Origin of the sequence: Sphingopyxis microcysteis, from assembly GCF_012274265.1 — a bacterium.
GTDB lineage: Bacteria > Pseudomonadota > Alphaproteobacteria > Sphingomonadales > Sphingomonadaceae > Sphingopyxis > Sphingopyxis microcysteis.
Genome location: NZ_JAANYY010000004.1, coordinates 29,823 through 46,588, shown reverse-complemented (window position 1 = coordinate 46,588; position 16,766 = coordinate 29,823). Strand labels below are relative to the sequence as shown.

Annotated in this window: 18 protein-coding genes and 1 riboswitch; of the genes, 9 read left to right on the top strand and 9 right to left on the bottom strand. The window is 65.5% G+C overall.

Going from position 1 to position 16,766, the window contains the following annotated elements; all coding sequences use genetic code 11:
• Positions 1-10 precede the first annotated feature (10 nt).
• From G9408_RS11510 to thiC, 3 genes are all read left to right on the top strand, one after another.
• Positions 11-979, top strand: a complete 969-nt coding sequence (locus G9408_RS11510) for a DUF4189 domain-containing protein (RefSeq protein WP_168454161.1) — start codon at positions 11-13, stop codon at positions 977-979.
• A 10-nt stretch (positions 980-989) separates the two neighbouring features.
• Positions 990-1,898, top strand: coding sequence for a DUF4189 domain-containing protein (locus tag G9408_RS11505; RefSeq protein ID WP_168454160.1), 909 nt, complete (start codon positions 990-992; stop codon positions 1,896-1,898).
• A 40-nt stretch (positions 1,899-1,938) separates the two neighbouring features.
• Positions 1,939-2,050, top strand: a riboswitch (TPP riboswitch).
• A gap of 54 nt (positions 2,051-2,104) precedes the next feature.
• Complete coding sequence (thiC, locus tag G9408_RS11500; protein WP_168454159.1) at positions 2,105-3,994, top strand: phosphomethylpyrimidine synthase ThiC; 1,890 nt, start codon at positions 2,105-2,107, stop codon at positions 3,992-3,994.
• 35 nt (positions 3,995-4,029) lie between these two features.
• Here thiC and G9408_RS11495 read toward each other — a convergent pair whose 3' ends face one another.
• The gene (locus G9408_RS11495) at positions 4,030-5,805 is read right to left on the bottom strand and encodes a hypothetical protein (protein ID WP_168454158.1); all 1,776 of its coding nucleotides are present in this window, start codon (positions 5,803-5,805) and stop codon (positions 4,030-4,032) included.
• A gap of 85 nt (positions 5,806-5,890) precedes the next feature.
• On the opposite strand from G9408_RS11495, the gene G9408_RS11490 reads away from it, so the two are divergent.
• The 4 genes from G9408_RS11490 (at position 5,891) to G9408_RS11475 (ending at position 8,023) form a co-directional block, all read left to right on the top strand.
• Positions 5,891-6,403, top strand: a complete 513-nt coding sequence (locus G9408_RS11490; RefSeq protein WP_168454157.1) for a 2'-5' RNA ligase family protein — start codon at positions 5,891-5,893, stop codon at positions 6,401-6,403.
• Positions 6,404-6,544: 141 nt separating this feature from the next.
• Complete coding sequence (locus tag G9408_RS11485; RefSeq protein ID WP_168454156.1) at positions 6,545-7,093, top strand: MarR family winged helix-turn-helix transcriptional regulator; 549 nt, start codon at positions 6,545-6,547, stop codon at positions 7,091-7,093.
• Positions 7,090-7,485 carry a hypothetical protein gene (locus G9408_RS11480; RefSeq protein ID WP_168454155.1) on the top strand — a complete coding sequence of 132 codons (396 nt, stop codon included), beginning with the start codon at positions 7,090-7,092 and terminating at the stop codon, positions 7,483-7,485. Before G9408_RS11485 ends, G9408_RS11480 begins: the two co-directional genes overlap by 4 nt.
• A 97-nt stretch (positions 7,486-7,582) precedes the next feature.
• Positions 7,583-8,023: a nuclear transport factor 2 family protein gene (locus tag G9408_RS11475; RefSeq protein WP_168454154.1), complete on the top strand. Its 441-nt coding sequence runs from the start codon at positions 7,583-7,585 to the stop codon at positions 8,021-8,023.
• 31 nt (positions 8,024-8,054) lie between these two features.
• Here the strand turns inward: G9408_RS11475 and G9408_RS11470 are convergent, their stop codons facing one another.
• Together G9408_RS11470 and G9408_RS11465 are read right to left on the bottom strand one after the other, a co-directional pair.
• Positions 8,055-8,936: an arylamine N-acetyltransferase family protein gene (locus G9408_RS11470; RefSeq protein WP_168454153.1), complete on the bottom strand. Its 882-nt coding sequence runs from the start codon at positions 8,934-8,936 to the stop codon at positions 8,055-8,057.
• A gap of 63 nt (positions 8,937-8,999) precedes the next feature.
• Positions 9,000-9,152, bottom strand: a complete 153-nt coding sequence (locus G9408_RS11465) for a hypothetical protein (RefSeq protein WP_168454152.1) — start codon at positions 9,150-9,152, stop codon at positions 9,000-9,002.
• Positions 9,153-9,184: 32 nt separating this feature from the next.
• Here G9408_RS11465 and G9408_RS11460 point away from each other — a divergent pair, with 32 nt between their 5' ends.
• Entirely contained in the window at positions 9,185-10,063 is an 879-nt protein-coding gene (locus G9408_RS11460) for a hypothetical protein (protein ID WP_168454151.1), read from the top strand.
• Between the two features lie 24 nt (positions 10,064-10,087).
• Positions 10,088-10,636: a hypothetical protein gene (locus G9408_RS11455; protein ID WP_168454150.1), complete on the top strand. Its 549-nt coding sequence runs from the start codon at positions 10,088-10,090 to the stop codon at positions 10,634-10,636.
• Positions 10,637-10,646: 10 nt separating this feature from the next.
• Here the strand turns inward: G9408_RS11455 and G9408_RS11450 are convergent, their stop codons facing one another.
• From G9408_RS11450 to G9408_RS11425, 6 genes are all read right to left on the bottom strand, one after another.
• Entirely contained in the window at positions 10,647-11,075 is a 429-nt protein-coding gene (locus G9408_RS11450) for an OsmC family protein (RefSeq protein WP_168454149.1), read from the bottom strand.
• 46 nt (positions 11,076-11,121) lie between these two features.
• Entirely contained in the window at positions 11,122-11,454 is a 333-nt protein-coding gene (locus tag G9408_RS11445; RefSeq protein WP_168454148.1) for a DUF962 domain-containing protein, read from the bottom strand.
• 50 nt (positions 11,455-11,504) lie between these two features.
• Positions 11,505-11,963, bottom strand: coding sequence for a YaiI/YqxD family protein (locus tag G9408_RS11440; RefSeq protein ID WP_168454147.1), 459 nt, complete (start codon positions 11,961-11,963; stop codon positions 11,505-11,507).
• Entirely contained in the window at positions 11,960-12,718 is a 759-nt protein-coding gene (locus G9408_RS11435; protein WP_168454146.1) for a sulfite exporter TauE/SafE family protein, read from the bottom strand. The genes G9408_RS11440 and G9408_RS11435 overlap by 4 nt, the downstream gene beginning before the upstream one ends.
• A complete protein-coding gene (gene ung, locus G9408_RS11430; protein WP_168454145.1) occupies positions 12,715-13,419 on the bottom strand; it encodes a uracil-DNA glycosylase in 705 nt (234 codons plus the stop codon). The genes G9408_RS11435 and ung overlap by 4 nt, the downstream gene beginning before the upstream one ends.
• A 211-nt stretch (positions 13,420-13,630) precedes the next feature.
• Entirely contained in the window at positions 13,631-16,705 is a 3,075-nt protein-coding gene (locus G9408_RS11425; protein WP_168454144.1) for a TonB-dependent receptor plug domain-containing protein, read from the bottom strand.
• Between the last annotated feature and the right edge of the window lie 61 nt (positions 16,706-16,766).

Here is a 16,766-nt window from a genome sequence, read left to right as displayed (position 1 = left end):
ATGCCGGCGCATGAGACCCTCGACCGCCGCTCGCGCTGCTCGCTGGCCCCTTCTTCTGGCGCGCATCGCCGCGGCGGTCCTTTTCCTGCTCGCGCTCGCCCAGCCTGCCCGCGCCGCCTATCCCTGCCCGAACGGCCCCGGCCCCGGCGAGGTCCAGGTCGGCATGGCCGACGGCGGCCATGGCATTGCCACCCTGCCGCTGTGCAACCGCGTCGGCAGTACGGGCGATGCGCCGGGCGACCTCGGCGCGCCGGACGGCTCCGTGATGGTGCCGCGCGGCGCGACGTACACCTATGGCTCGATCGCGTGGCACGCCGATGCCGCCGACGTCTGGATGGTCGGCAACAGCGGCGCCGCGAGCATCGCCGAAGGCGAAGCGCTGGCGGCGTGCAACCGCGCCATGGGCGGCGGCTGCACCTCGATCGGCACATGGCATAATTCGGCGATGACAATCTTGCGCGACCGGTACGGCGGGCTGATCTCGGCGTGGGATGGCGAACAAGGCGTCCACAGCGCCGCCACGCTCGCCGCGTGCAGCGCCAAGCAGCTGTTGCCATGCGAGATACTCGGCACCTTCCCGGCGGGTCGGCGGCGGCACGCGCCCGCCCCAGCCGCGGTCAGAAAATCCTACGCCGCGGGCGCGTGGGTCGATGGCACCGACGGGTTCGACAGCCGCCTCTACATCGCCAGCGGCCAGGCCGATGCGGCGGCCGCCGGACGCCGCGCGCTCGCGGCCTGCGCTGCGGCGACCAAGCGGCGCTGCGCCATCCTCGCGCAGGTCGGAAATGGCGTGATCCAGCCCTATCGCCTCGGCGACGACAATGAACAGAGCGCCACCGTCGAAACCAGCGCCAGACGCGCGGCGCAGGCGGCGCAGGTGAATTGCGAACGGCACCGCCAGCGCTGCGAATTGCAGCGCAGCTACGACAGCCGCGTCGCGGGCGATTTTGTACATGAATTCAACCCCGCGCCCCGTTGAAGGTCGAACGATGATCCGCTCTCTCCTGTGTCTTGGCCTGTTTTTCGCCGCGCTGCTCGCCGCGATGCCGCAGCCTGCCCGCGCCGCTTATCCCTGCCCCGGCGGCCCCGGCCCCGGCGAGGTGCAGGTCGGGGTATCGGGCGGCAGCCACGGCATCGCCGCGGTGCCGGTGTGCGAACGCACCGGCGGCGGAGGTGATGGCGGCGGGGGCGGCGGGGGCGGCGGCGCCTATTATGTCTATGGCTCGGTGGCGTGGCACCCCGACGTCGACGACGTCTGGATGGCGGGCAAAAGATTTAGTTCCGGCTTTGCCGAACATCTGGCGCTCGAAGCCTGCAACCGCGCGATGGGCGGCGGCTGCACCTCGATCGGCGAATGGTATAATTCGTCGATGACGATCATCCGCGACAATCAGGGAACCTTGTACCGCGGCTGGAACGGCGAAGGCGGCGCCGAGCGCAAGCGGGTGCTCGCCGACTGTTCGCTTGCCCAACAACTGCCGTGCGAGGTGCTGCACAGCTTCGACGCGGGCAAATCCGGCCATACGCCGAACCTGGCCACCGCGCGCAAGCGCTACGCCAGCGCCGCCTGGGCGGCGGACCAAAAGGATTATGCGCGCGCCTTTATCGCGAGCGGCTACCCGCAGCTCACCGCCGCCAACGACGCGGCGCTGGCGGCGTGCGGCCGCGCCACCGGCCAGACCTGCGTGGTCGCCACCTGGGTGGCGAACGGGCTGATCCAGTCCTACCGGACCGACAAGAACTGGGGTCTCGTCGTCGAACGCAACGCCAAACGCGCCGCCCGCATCGCAACGGCGGCCTGCAAGAGCGATGACGGCAAATGCGTCCTTCAACGCAGCTACGACAGCCGCACCCCCGGTGAATTCGTCCATGATTTCCGCGCCGCCGCTACGAAATGAGCGGCAACGCTCGACAGCGACGCACCGGCCCGCTACATCTTGGCCATCCCCGGGGAGCCTGCCGCGCAAACGCAGGTTGAGAGCGGAATAGACCGCGACCCGTTGAACCTGATCCGGGTAATACCGGCGGAGGGAGGGTCGGCTTCACCCCAAAGCGAAACGGGGCGTGAAAACCGTCTTTCGCTTCGATAACTGGAGCGACGCACATGGCCGACATCGATTCCCGCATTGAAGCTAAACTCGGCGCGATCGGCGTCACCACCGGCCCGATCCGCGGCAGCCGCAAGGTGCACATCGCATCGCCCACCGGCAGCGGCATCCGCGTCGCGATGCGCGAGATCGACCTCGACCCGCACAGCGGCGAACCCAGCGTCCGCGTCTATGACACCTCGGGCCCCTACACCGACCCCAATGCGAAGATCGACATCGCCGCCGGCCTCCCCGAACTGCGCGCCAGCTGGATCCGCGCCCGCGGCGACGTCGAGGAAGTGACCCAGCGCGAAGTCCGCCCGGAGGATAACGGCCAGCTCGGCCCCGATCGCTCGGGCGGCGTCCCCGCCTTCCCCGCCGTCCGCCCTAGGGTGCTACGCGCCCAACCCGGCGCCAACGTCAGCCAGATGCATTACGCCCGCCGCGGCATCATCACGCCCGAGATGGAATATGTCGCGACGCGCGAAAATCTCGGCCGCGAACGCCTCGCCGAATATGTCCGCGACGGGCAGGATTGGGGCGCGAGCATCCCCGATTATGTCACCCCCGAATTTGTCCGCGACGAGGTCGCGCGCGGCCGCGCGATCATCCCCAGCAACATCAACCACCCCGAAAGCGAGCCGATGGCGATCGGCCGCAACTTCCTCGTCAAGATCAACGCCAATATCGGCAACAGCGCGGTCGCGTCCGACGTCGCGTCCGAGGTCGACAAGATGGTCTGGTCGATCCGCTGGGGCGCCGACACCGTCATGGACCTGTCGACGGGGCGCAATATCCACGACACGCGCGAATGGATCATCCGCAATTCGCCCGTCCCGATCGGCACCGTCCCCATCTATCAGGCGCTCGAAAAGGTCGGCGGCATCGCCGAGGAGCTGACCTGGGAAATCTTCGCCGACACGCTGATCGAACAGGCCGAACAGGGCGTCGACTATTTCACCATCCACGCCGGCGTCCGGCTTCCTTACGTGCCGCTCGCGGCAAAGCGCATGACCGGCATCGTGTCGCGCGGCGGCAGCATTATGGCGAAATGGTGCCTCGCGCATCACAAGGAAAGCTTCCTCTACGAACGCTTCGACGAGATTACCGAGATCATGAAGGCCTATGACGTCGCCTACAGCCTCGGCGACGGCCTGCGCCCCGGCAGCATCTATGACGCGAACGACGAGGCGCAGTTCGCCGAACTCTACACGCTGGGCGAGCTCACCAAGCGCGCCTGGGCGCAGGATGTGCAGGTGATGATCGAGGGGCCGGGCCATGTCCCGATGCACAAGATCAAGGAGAATATGGACAAGCAGCTCGAAGCGTGCGGCGAGGCGCCCTTCTACACCTTGGGGCCGCTCACCACCGACATCGCGCCGGGTTACGACCATATCACCAGCGGCATCGGCGCCGCGCAGATCGGCTGGTACGGCACCGCGATGCTCTGCTACGTCACGCCCAAGGAGCATCTGGGCCTGCCCGACCGCGACGATGTGAAGGTCGGCGTCGTCACCTACAAGCTCGCCGCGCACGCCGCCGACCTCGCCAAGGGCCACCCCGCCGCGCAGGTCCGTGACGACGCGCTATCGAAAGCGCGCTTCGAATTCCGCTGGCGCGACCAGTTCAACCTGTCGCTCGACCCCGACACCGCCGAGCAGTACCACGACCAGACGCTCCCCGCCGAGGGCGCCAAATCGGCGCATTTCTGCAGCATGTGCGGGCCGAAATTCTGCTCGATGAAGATCAGCCAGGAGGTGAGGGAGTTCGCGAAGCTGCAAAATCAGGACAGCGCCGCCTTCATCGCCGCCGAAGAGGCGGAGAAGGGCATGGCGAAAATGAGCGAGGTTTATGAGGAAACCGGGCGCGAGCTGTATATGGGCGCGGGCGGGCGGGAGCACGACTGAGCAGAGACGGCGGACTTGCGCCTCGATGAAATGGACTAAGTACTGGCAATGATTAGACGATGCAGGCCAACGAGTGCCTGCATCGTCCTAAGTAACATTTGCAGTCCCTGATCGAGAGGAGCGGCGGCCCGGTCGACGCCCGCCAATTCAAAGGCTTCGTCAAGAGCCGAGGATGGAAGATGGGCGTCCGCGCCCCTGAGTTCGTATATGCCCACAAGACGCGTTAGGGCGCTACGCGCTTCTGGCGCAGGAGCAATTGTAGAAAGCACTCGCTCCAATGATTTCATTGAGCCCGTCCCGCCAGCACCCTTTTCAGGCGGAGCTATGCGATGCAATTCGGCAACATCGATGGCTTCGACAATAAGACGCGAAATATCCTTCGCGAGGGCAAAAACGCCGTTTTGGTCCAACGCTCTAAATCGATGAACGGAAGCCAAAATACTGGCATGAGACTCATGTTTGCGAAATAAATGAGCGCCAAATCGGGCGGCAAATTTGTCGTCTATGTCTTGCAATGCTTCGGCCAGATGCGCCTCTGGCGCCATAGTCCCCGCGGGACGCGCCTTCATTTGCGCATCAAGCAACTCTTTAGAAACACCTCCTTCAGGTGAGACATTGAATCCTTGCCAGATCCGCCGCTGCCATTCCGGTAACCGCGCAATATCGTAAGCATAAACAGTTACGAGGCCGATCCGGTTTACACCGAAATGCACTCGATAGCCCGACGAAAGCTCCAAGCCGGCGGTATCTAATGTGTACCAAGCCAGCTTCACTCCACGTCGCGCAATCATATCCGGGATCACATCTGGCCTAAACCAAAGGTATTTCCCGATATCTTCGTTGTTCAAGTCATCTGCGGTCTGTGTCTCACCGGAAGCAGAAACAATAAACGCGGCGCTTGATGCGACCTTGTCACGCCGAATGCGCGGACTATTTTCGGCAGGCTCGACCCATTCTTCTGCCCAGATTTCACCTTCCACCCGATAAACCGTCGCCCCTTCCCGTGAAAATGTGCGAGACGAATAGTCGGTATTTTCTTCGGCCTCGTCGCCAAAGACGGGCACGTCCGCATCCGGGTCAACGTCGGTTCGCCAGACGTGAAACACGGCCGTTTGGGAACCGAGCCGATCTCCCGAACCTTCATGGATAGGAAAATTGCGCCCGACCCATCGGAAGTTGGGGTGGTCTTCGTCCTCCTCTTCAGATGTGATGCCAAACCGGCTGGTGTCTTCGAGGATTGCATCTCGGTCACGATACCAAACAAGCCGCAAAGCCATATTCCGTGCCGCTAAATAGTCCCTGAGATGATCTGCTCGTGCTTCAATGCGCCGTGGGTAACCGTCTTCATCTCTTATGAGACGAACCACATCGACGTACCCCTCTTCAGGTCGAAGCCAAGTATCGCCTTCTCGTATCAGTCTTAATGCGACAACAAAATCCTGGTGCAAATGCCATTCGGGCAAGTGATCCCAACCAAAGCTTTGAGGTAAAACCAATTCTATGCCGGTCGCGTGGTCGGCAGGCCAATCAGTCCAGTATTCATCCGCCGCCTTGTATGCTGTGTCATCCGCGTAGCTACCGATCTCGTGTATTAACCCGATATCCATCCAGCCAAGCTTGTCGCCCTCTTCGCGGTGAGCCAGATAGACTGCCAAGCTTCCACAACAGAATGACTCGCGCAGATATCCAAGCTCACCATATTCACCTCTCGAACGAAGATTTTCGGACGCACGGAGAGGTATCCAAACCGCGTCGGCAACTTTCCGGTTCTTTAAGTCGGGATAGCGGAACCAGTTATCGGGGAGTACCATAGCGCTTTCCAAGTTGTCGGCGATGCAGAACTAATCTTTGACAACTATATCCGCAATCGCCCGCACACCATGCTACACCCCCGTAATGCGCGCTCGAAACCCCCTCTATGTCATGGCCAAGCCACCGCCGGAGGTGCGGGCGCAGATCGTCGCGCTGCCGCGCAACGACCCCGGGCGAGGCCCCGACCTCCTCCATGTCACGCTCATCTCGCTCTACGACCTGCATTATGCGCCGCCCGAGTGGCTGCCCGCGACCATCGCCGCGCTGGACGGCTTCGCCGCGGCGGCCTTTCCGCTCCGTTTCGACCGGATCGAGAACCGCAAGGCGGTGACGCTGCGCACGCGCGATCCGCTGGCCGAGGCGCGAGCGTTTCAGAAGGCGCTGGTCAACCATCTGCTCGCCGCGAAGGCGCCGATCATGGACGGCACCACCCCCGAACCGCACATCACGATCAACTATCGCGGCGACCGGCTGAATGCTCAAAAAATGCCGCCGATCGGCTGGACGGTCGACGAGATCATCCTGACCGAAAGCATCGTCGGCAAGACCACCCATGTCGAACATGGCCGGTGGCGGCTGTACGGGGATGTCGCCTGACAAAACCTAAGCCGCTCACCATTTGCGGTTTGCTGCACATTTCCGTTGCCATTCTGCCCCGCGCTCTTCGCCCTCAACCGGTGCGCGCTGCAACTGACAAACCCGTATTGACGCTGCCACATATATATGCATGATGCATACATGTTTATCGCAAATCTTCTTGGCGCAGCGGCGCTGGCGGTCGGCGATCGGGTCGAAACATTGGCCGCGACAAAGGCGGGGGTCAGTCCGCAGGTCGGAGCGGCCATCGTCCTGATTGCCATGCGCCCCGGCCAGTCGATCCGCCGCCTCGCCACAAGCTTGCGGCTCAGCCATTCGGCAACCGTCCGGCTCGTCGATGGGCTGTCTCGTCGCGGGTGGGTGCTTCGCACCGACGCCGCCGACAAACGCGTCGTCAAACTTTCGCTGAGCGACGTCGGCGAAGCCGTCCATGCGCGCCTGGTGGACGCACGGAGCGCGGTGCTTGCCCCCCTGCTTGCTGGCATGGATGCCGCACAACTGGCCCATCTGCGTCAAGGATTGGAGGCGATTTTAGCGAACGCGACCGAGGACATGACCGATGCCTATGCGAACTGCCGACTATGCGATGTCGCGGCGTGCGAGGCCGAAGGCTGTCCGGTCGAAGCGAAAGCGCGAACGCTGTGGAAGGATCGCCGCCTGCAGCCAGCAGCAAAGGGAGACGAGAGATGACGCGAGCCACCTATGACGCGCCCGCACCGGACGAAGCCGAGGATTTGATCCGGTCATTGTTCGGTCTGGGCGAGGTCGGATATGTCGCCCTCGACTGGCACGGCCAGACCGTCATGCGGCTCGCCGACGGCATCGAAACCGACACGACCACGCAAACCAATTTCTTCGAGGAATATCTGCTCAACCCCAGCCTGATCTTTATGGCGCAACGCCGCGGCAATCTGGACTGCGGCGGGCTGCGCTATGTCGCGGTCGGCTATGGTGACTTTACCATGCTGCTGATGCCGATTGCCCAGGGCAATGTTTCGATCGGCGTCGCCAGGAAACGTGACGTCAGCGAACTGGCGCGAGCGGCAGAACAGCTGCTGGTATCGCGCCCCGTCGTCCAATAGCGGACAGGTCACGGGCGCACCGATCATCGACTGACCGCTTGTCAGAATCGCGCTACATATGTCGCACACTACAAACGTAGCGCACGCTGGAGCCGCCATGCTGACGACCCTTTTTACCCTCGCCGCTGCCGCCACGGCTCCGGCGGCGCCCCCGTCCCCTTCCGACCTCGCGGCGATCGAGGCGACCTGCTTCGACTATGTCGACGGCCAGCTGGAGGGCGATCCCGAGCGCGTCAAACGCGCGCTGCACCCCGACCTCGCCAAGCGCCGCGTGCTGGGCGAAACCATCGACGAGCGGCTCGGCCTGCAACGCATGAGCCGCGAGGAACTTGTCGGGCTGACGCGCGAGGGAGCGCTCAAGACGCCCAAAAGCGAGTGGAACCGGTCGTGCAAGATCCTCGACGTCGCGGGCAATACGGCGGCGGTGCGCGCCGAAACGCCGTGGTTCGTCGATTATTTCCACATGGGGAAATTTGGCGAGCGCTGGATCATCGTCAACGCGCTGTGGCACATGAAACCGCGCCCGGCGACGAAATAGGGCGCGGCGCCCCGATCGGCCCGCCGAGCCGCTATCCGTCGATCTCCGCCGTCGCCGCTCGCTCGATCGCCGGGCGCCAGCTGCGCTGGACGGGCAGCAGGAAAATCTCGGCGAGCGCGCGCTCGATTTCGTCGGCGGTCAGATAGCGGCGGTCGGTCCGCCCGTCGCTCAGCCGCGTCGTCAGCCGGTTGTCGCGCAGCGCGTAGCGCGCCTCGGCGGTCGTGCGCGCGGCGACCAGCTGCTGGGTGAAATGCGAATCGGGGTGGGTCGACGTGTACCAGTTGCCGACGATGCGATCGATCGGCGGCGCCGGGGCGTCGTCCAGCCGGTACAGCGCCTGCCAGGCATCGCCGATCCGTGCCGCGACCTCCCACTCGAAATTGCCGCGGCGCACGCGATAATCCTCGTGCCGCGTCGGCTGCACCGCCTCGCTGTCCATCGCCAGCGGCTGCGGCGGCACCGCGGCGCCGAAGCCGACGTCGGCGAGCCACGGTCGCCCGTCCAGCGTCACCAGCACCACCTGGTGCGTGCGCGGGGTCGGCGGCGCATCGTCCGCCAGCATCCAGCGCACCCGGCCCAGCATCGCCTCGGCCTCGAACCCGATCGCCTGCAGCACGCGCAGGAACATGGCGTTCTGCTCGAAACAATAACCGCCGCGGCGCCGGTCGATCAGCTTCGCCTCGATCGCGGCATCGTCGATGGCGATCCCGACCCCGGTCAGCGCGTCGATCGCCTCGAACGGGATCGCGGCGATATGCGCGGCCTGAAGCGCCGCCAGCACGTCGGCCGTGGGCGCCACCGGCCCGGCATAGCCGATCCGCGCCAGATAGCGCGTCAGCAGCGGCGCGCGTTCGACGGGCTCCGGATCGCCGTCGTCGGCGCTGGAGGCGGGGGCAGCGGGATAGTGCAACATCGGCAAGGGACTCCGTTCGCGAATCAACTGCCGACGCTTATGAAAGCTGAAGCGCGGTTGAGATCAAGCGGCGATCATGCGTTCGCCGCCCGCTCGCTGGTCGGCGCCCGCGCGCGGCTTGTCGAACGCGGCGCGACAAGGCGCGGCGCCGTAGCGATGGTCGCCATCGTCGGAGTACCAGCCGCGGCCCGTCCCCGCGGCAGGGCTCCGGCGCAACTTTGCTTCGCAACCCTGACGGGAGGCTCTCGATGCGTTTCGCCCTGCTATCTCTCGCCCTGCTGGCCGCCCCCGCGGCGGCGCAGGATGACGGCCCGATCGTCGTGACCGGCTACAGCGAGCTCGAACAACAGATCAAATCCTTCGTCGGCGCGCTGACCCCGGCGTCGCCGCGCGGCCAGATCGCGCGGTTCGAAACCGCGGTGTGCCCGGGCGTGTTCGGCATTCCCGAAGCGCAGCGCGCCGCCGTGCGCGAGCGCCTCCGCGCGGTCGCCAAGGGTATCGGGCTCGATGTTGCCAAGCCCGACTGCACCCCGAACCTGCTCGTCATGGTCGCCGCCGACAAGAACGCCTTCGTCAAGGCGCTCGGCAAGGACCATAATTATATGTTCGGCGACCGGACCCCGGCGCAAGTCCGCAAGATCCTGGCCGAACCGGGACCGGCGACCGCCTGGCAGATCCAGACGATGGTGAACGGCGACGGCCGCATCGTCGCAAACGAAGGCGACATGCCGGTCAACCGCACCACGCGCAACCCGTCGCGGATCACCGCGGCGGCGCGGCCTGCTTTCCTCGCCGCGGCGGTGGTGATCGACGGCGCCGCGCTCGACGGGCTCACCACGACCCAGCTCGCCGATTATGCCGCCATGCGCGCGCTGGCGCGCATCGATCCGGCGCGGATCGACGCCGCCGCGCCGTCGACGATCCTGCGCATCCTTGATGCAGCGTCCGACAGCGAAGTGCCGGTGACACTGACCCAGTGGGACTTTGCCTTTCTCAAGGGGCTTTATTCCAGCCCCGACAACCTCTACGCCCCGTCGCAGCGTTCAGAGATCGAACGCACGATGAACGAGGAATTTGATCGGGCGGGCAGCGAAGGCGCACCCCCGCGCGACAAATCCCCGGGTTAGACATAATGGGAATGGCAGGCGGCCATGGCGACATTTGAATCCGATCCTATAGCCGCCGCGAAACAGCGACTGGCGCTGGCGCTGCGGCCGCGGATCGCGCTGATTGGCCTGACCAGCTGCGCGCTCGCGCTGCCGGGCGACACCGAAGATCGCATTTCGGTGACCGACCGTATTTCGCATGCCGATGCGGCCGGTCCCGGAGCCGAAGCATGGCGCGCCGCGACGGTCGCGCTGGTCACCGCGCTCGACGCCGATCCGGACCTGCGCGCGCTGCGTCAGCGGCTGTTCGACGTCGGGGTATCGTCAGCGTTCGAGGGCGATCATGACGAGACCGCCCCGTGGACCAGCCTGGTGCTGCGTTGCCCGCGCACCAGCCTGTCGACCCTCGAAACGCTGGCCGCCGACGACGCCGGGATTGCCCCTGCGGACCGCAATGAGGTGTCGGCGCAATTCGCGATCTACATGCTGCGCAACCACCACCGTGATTGGCAGGCGAACCGCACCAAATTGCCCGACGTCGGCGAAAGCCCCTATACCCCGCCCGAGGAATGGAACCTGCTCGTCAGCACCTGAAGCGCAGGGGCTAATTTTCCAGGCTGTGCTCCAGGGTGATCTCGCAATCGAGCAGCTTCGACACCGGACAGTTCATTTCGGCTTCCTTGGCGATGCGGGCAAATTCATCGGCGTCGATGCCGGGCACTTTCGCGGCCAGTGTCAGCGCCGACTTGCTGATCTCGAACCCGCCGTCGACCTGATCGAGCGTGACCGCCGCGCTGGTTTCCAGCGTGTCGCCCGCATAGCCCGCGCGCGCGAGCCCGAACGACAGCGCCATGGTAAAGCACGCCGCATGCGCCGCGGCGATCAGCTCCTCGGGGTTCGTCCCCGGCACCCCCTCGAAGCGCGTCCCGAACCCATAGGGCTGCTGGTCGAGCACCCCCGATTTGGTCGTGATCGACCCTTTGCCTTCCTTGCCGAATCCTTCGTAGCGTGCGGATGCGCGATTGAGGGTCATGCGGTTTCTCCTTGGCATGCGAATGGTGAAGCGGCGGAGCCGCGCGTCAGCGCGCCACCCCCGCTTTGTCGAGTTCCGCCCCCAGCCGCCCGGTCAGCCACAGTCCCCACATTCTGAAATCGGCGGCCAGGCTCCACAGCGGATAGGTAAAGGTCGCCGGCCGGTTCTTCTCGACCCCGAAATGCGCCACCCAGGCAAAGAAATATCCGGCCAGCGGCAGCGCGATCAGCCACCCCCAGCGCCCGCTCACCACCGCGGCGAGCGCGATCAGCACGACCAGCGTCGTGCCGATATAATGCAACGCCCGGGTCGATGCCTTGCTATGCTCGCGCAGGTAAAAGGGCCAGAATTCGGCGAAGCTGGTGTAGAGTCGGGCCATCGCGTCAACATGCGGCGACGCCGCGATGCGGTCAACCGGCGGAAGCGCCGCTAGCCGCGTTTCAACCGGACAAGCGCCGCGTCGAGCGCCTGCAAGAATTGCGACCGGTCGGCCTTCGAAAAGGGCGGCGGCCCGCCCGTCCGTCCGTCCATCCCGGCGCGCAGGTCGGCCATGATCGCGCGCGTCGCGATCGCACCGCCGATCGACGCCATCGTAAAGGGCTTGCCATTGGGGCCGAGCACCGTCGCTCCGGCTTTCAGCGCGCGGTCGGCGAGCAGGATGTCGGCGGTGACGACGATGCTCCGCGCACCCGCCGCCTCGGCGATCCAGTCGTCGGCGGCGTCGAACCCGTCGGACACGACGACGCGTTCGATCAGCGGATGATCGGGGACGCGCAGGCGGCTGTTGCTGACGACCTTCACCGGCACCTCGTGGCGCCACGCGACCTTGTAAATCTCGTCCTTCACCGGGCAGGCGTCGGCGTCGACCAGAATGACCGGCGCGGTCATGCCGCCAGCCCGTCCCACATCAGCTTGGCCCCGAGCAGCACCATCAGCAGATAGATGATCACGTAAAAGCGCGCGCCGTCGATCCGTTTCAGCCAGCGGACCGTCAGCAAGGTCGACACGATCGCCAGCGGCATCAGCAGCGCCGCCGCCACCAGCACCTCGCGCGGGAAGGCGCCAAGCGCGATATAGGCGGGAACCTTGATCCAGTTGATCGCCGCGAACAGCACCGAACTCGTCCCGATGAATACCAGATGCGGCAGGCGGCGCGGGGTCACCCACATCTGGAACGGCGGCCCGCCGGCATGTGCGATCTGGCTGGTAAAGCCGGTGGCGACCCCGAACAGGCTGCCGACCCAGCCCGGCGAAGTCGACGCCGCGACGACGCGTCCACCGCGCTCGACCCAGAGGCGATACAGCCCGAACACCAGCGTGATCGCGCCCAGCGCCGCCATCAGCTTTGGCTCATCGACCTGCTCGGCCAGGACATAGCCCGCGGCGATGCCGATCGCGGCGCCGGGCAGCATCCAGCCGATGATCCACCCGTCCCATGTCTTGCGGAACGACCAGACGCTGACGATATCCTGCACGATCAGGATCGGCAGCAGCAGCGCCGCAGCGAGCGTCGGCGGCAGCACCAGCGCAACGATCGGCGTCGCAAGCGCCCCGACGCCCGCAAGCCCGCCCTTGGCCAGCCCCAGCAGGATCACCGCCAGCGCCAGCACCGCGAACGTCAGCGGATCGCTGAGCAGGCTCATGCGCCGGGTTCGTCCGGCAGGCGCCAGTCGATCGTCCCGCGTCCCTGCGCCGCTAGAAAATCATTGGCCTGACTGAACGGCCGCGACCCGAAAAAGCCGTTGTGCGCCGACAAGGGCGAGGGGTGCGGCGCACGCAGCACCAGATGCGGGCTGCCCGCGCCCAAGCCTGCGACATTCGCCGCCTTCTTCTGCGCATGGCTGCCCCACAGGATGAACGCCTTCGGCGCCGGATCGGCCGCGACCGCCGCGACGACCGCGTCGGTGAACTTCTCCCACCCCTTGCCCTGATGCGACGCTGCCATGCCGCTTTCGACCGTCAGGCAATTGTTGAGCAGCAGCACGCCTTGGCTTGCCCAGGATTTGAGATAGCCGTGGCGCGCGCGCGCGATGCCAAGGTCGCTTTCCATTTCCTTGTAGATGTTGACGAGGCTCGGCGGCACTCGCACCCCCGGCTGCACCGAAAAGCAGAGGCCATGCGCCTGCCCCGGCCCGTGATAGGGATCCTGCCCCAATATGACGACGCGGACATTCTGCGGCGGCGTCGCATCGAGCGCGGCAAACCAGTCGCGCGGCCGCGGAAAAATCGCCTTCCCCTTCGCGCGCTCGCTCTCCAGAAATTGCTTGAGCGCCGCCATATAGGGCTGCGCAAACTCGCCGCCTATCGCCGCGAGCCAGTCGGGATGCAGTTTAACCTCGGCCATGTCGGCGCTTCACCAGAGGCGCGCGGGCTTGTCCAGTGCTGGCGCCGGGTGAATGGCGGTTAGCGACCGAAGCAAGCCGTCGCCCCCGCGCAGGCGGGGGCCGCTGTCGGTCTACGCAGCGACGAAGAACAAGGCCTGTAGCGGCCCCCGCCTTCGCGGGGGCGACGGTTTATTGGAACGTCCGCTCCCCACCCCAAACCAACGCCTCCCCCTAAATCCTCCCCCGCACCCCCACGAAGAACCGCCGCCCCAAATAATCATATTGCGTCCCGAAAGCCGGTGCCTGCCCGATCACCGGCGGCGTCGCCGTCACCACCGTCGAAACCCGCGGCGGCGGGGTGTCGAACAGGTTCGCGACCCCCAAGGTAATCCGGAACCGGTCGGCAACGTCGCGGCTCAGCGACAGCGAGTGATAGAAGGTCGCCGGGACGCTGACATCGGGGCAGAAACGCCCGCCGGGGCGGAAGCCCGAGGTGCGGCACGCATCGCCGCCCTGCGCACGGAGCAGGTCTTCCTCGTTCGACGCCGCACCGGTGACGTCGAGCCCGTAAAACAACGTCCAGCCCCCCTTCATCCAGCCCAGGTTGAAATCGCCGACCCATTTCGGATTGCCGATCTTGCCATTGTCGTCGATTTGGGTGCCGGGGAACAGCGCAACCTTGTCCTCGATCTGCCAGACCATCTGCGCGCGGAACGCGAGCGACCCGAGACGGCCAAGCTCCTGATCGAGCGCGAGCGACAGGTCGACGCCGCGACCCCGCTGGCGGCTGATGTTGACATAGCGGTCGGTGACGCTCGCGACGCTCTGCCGGTCGGGACCCGCGGCGACGCGCGTGAACAGCCCGCAGAGCGGCTCATCGGCGACGTCCGAATCATAACAGCCGCGCAGGATATTGCCCGCGCCAAGCAAAGTGATCTCGTCTTTCACCTTGATGTCGAAATAATCGACCGCGAGCCGCGCCTTCAGCCCGCCCCACAGCGCCCCCGACACATCGGGGGTCAGGATGACCGACACCGTCTTTGCGGTCGAAGTCTCCGGCTTCAACCGCCCGATGCCGCCGCCCGACACGATCGTCGCGGGGCTGATCCCGCCCGCATAATTGGGCGCGATGCCCTCGGCGGCGCAATTGTCGAAGATGCGCTGGCTGATCGCCCCCGCCGCCAGCCGCGCCGCGGTCTGGATGCACGGGTCGATCGCCTGCTGGCCGAGGAAGCCCGTCTGGTCATTGAGGAAGAGTTCGAACAGCGCAGGCGCGCGGAACGACGTCCCCCAGGTGCCGCGGAAGCGCAGCCAGTCGGTCACCGCCCAGTCGGCGCCGACCTTCCACGTCGTATCGCTGAAGCTGTCCTGCACCCCGTCGCCGCGCGTCGCCTCGACATGCGTATAGCGCGCCGCGCCCGACAGGGTCAGCCGTTCGATCATCGGCACGCCTTCGAGCAAAGGCACTTCAACCTCGCCGAAAATCTCTTTCGAAACGGTGCGCCCCGCGGTGATGCCCGACGTCGTGAATTTGGCGACATTGCCCGCCAGCGTCGCCTCGCCCGGCGTGTCGTCGATTTCGTCGCGGCGGATATTCGCGCCGACCGCGACACCGACCGGCCCCGCGGGCAGATTGAACAGCTTGCCCGTCAGCAACGCCTCGGCCGACGTCTGCTTGAACAAGGTCCGCCCCGTCTCGCGCCCCGTCAGGAACGCGCGCTCGGCGGGGGTGAAATCGCCGCGCAGCACGCGCGGGTCGGTGAAGTCGATGTCGATGCACGGCGCGCCGCGGATCGCGGTCGTCGTTCCGGCGCAGGATCGCGTGCGCAGCGTCTGCGACGCGAGCGCGTCCTGATAGATCACGTCCTGCGTATAGCTGGCGTCCGACCGGCTGTGCTGGCCGTGGACGTCCCATTTCCAGCCGCCGAACGTGCCGCGCAGGCCGAACACGCCGCGATAATAATCGACGTCGGCGCTGCTCTCCGACCGCACCAGTATCTGCGGGCGCAGGATGATGTTGCCGCCGAACTCCGCGTTGAACGGATCGCCCATGTCGCCCGGGTCGCAATTGTTCGCCGCAGGGTTGCAAAGGAAGAAGGGCAGCATCGACGCGCCGGTAAATTGCTCGAGCGCCATCAGCTGGAAGCCGCTGTTCTGCGACTTGCGGTTGCTGAACAGCGCTTCGCCATAGATCGTAACCCCGCCCGCCACCTCATAGGCGGCATCGGCGAAGGCGCTGATCCGCTTGACCCCCGAAAACACGTCCATATCCTGCTCGGCGGGCTCGAACTTGTTGAGCGCCCCGGTTGACGGGCCATCGAAATTGAGCCCGAAGAAATCGGCCGGGCCGAACACCCCGATCGGATTATAGGCGTTGATCGGCATGCCGACGCCCGCGAATTCGGCGCCATATTGGCCCGAAGCGATCAACTGGCCGTTCGGCGCAAACAGTCCGGGCCCAAAGGTCGGGAAACCATTTTGGTCGACCCCGGAAAAATCGCTGAAGGCGATCGCGTTGCCCAGCGTGCCGCTGCACTGCGGCCGCCCGGTACGAAAATCGACGATGTCGGCGCGGCTGCCATCGGCCTCGCGCTTCAAATATTCTTCGGCGCAGAACAGGAAGCCGCGGTCGCGGCGCGTCAGATTCTGCTGTTTGAAATAGTCGACCGTCGCGAAAAAATGGCCGCGATCGAATGTCCTGCCAAAGCTTGCATCGACGCCATAGCTTTCACCGCCGCCATGTTCGGTGATCGACGAAAAACCGCCGATTTCGGCGCCGTTCAGGTCGTTGCGGGTCAATATGTTGACCACCCCCGCGACCGCGTCCGAGCCATAGATCGACGAGGCGCCGGTCTTCAGCACCTCGACCTGCCGGACGACCGATAGCGGCAGGACATTGAGGTCGAAGGGCGCGACCGAGCCGCGGATGCCTGCCGGACCCGCGCGGCGGCCGTTGATCAGCACCAGCGTCCGCTCGGCGCCCAGCCCGCGCAGCGACACGCTCTGCACGTCGTTACCGCCATTGGCGATCACGCGGTTCGACAGCGCCGAGGTGATCTGGATCGATCCCTGCGCCGCGGGCGTCGATTGCAGCACATCGGCGAGCTGGACCTGCCCCTGCAGTTTGGCGCTTTCGATATCGATGACCTGGATCGGGTCCGCGCTGGTAAATTCGCTCTTCGCGATGCGCGATCCGGTGACGATAATCTCGTCTTCGCCGGTCTGTCCCGCAGCGGGGGTGGCCATCAAGGCGATGACCGAGGCGGTGGCGGCCAGCAACACCTGGGGGCGGGTGCCTGATTTCATGATATTTTTTCCGAACTTAAAAGTTGAACTCGCCCCCCGGCGCGGAAAAGATACGGTAAAC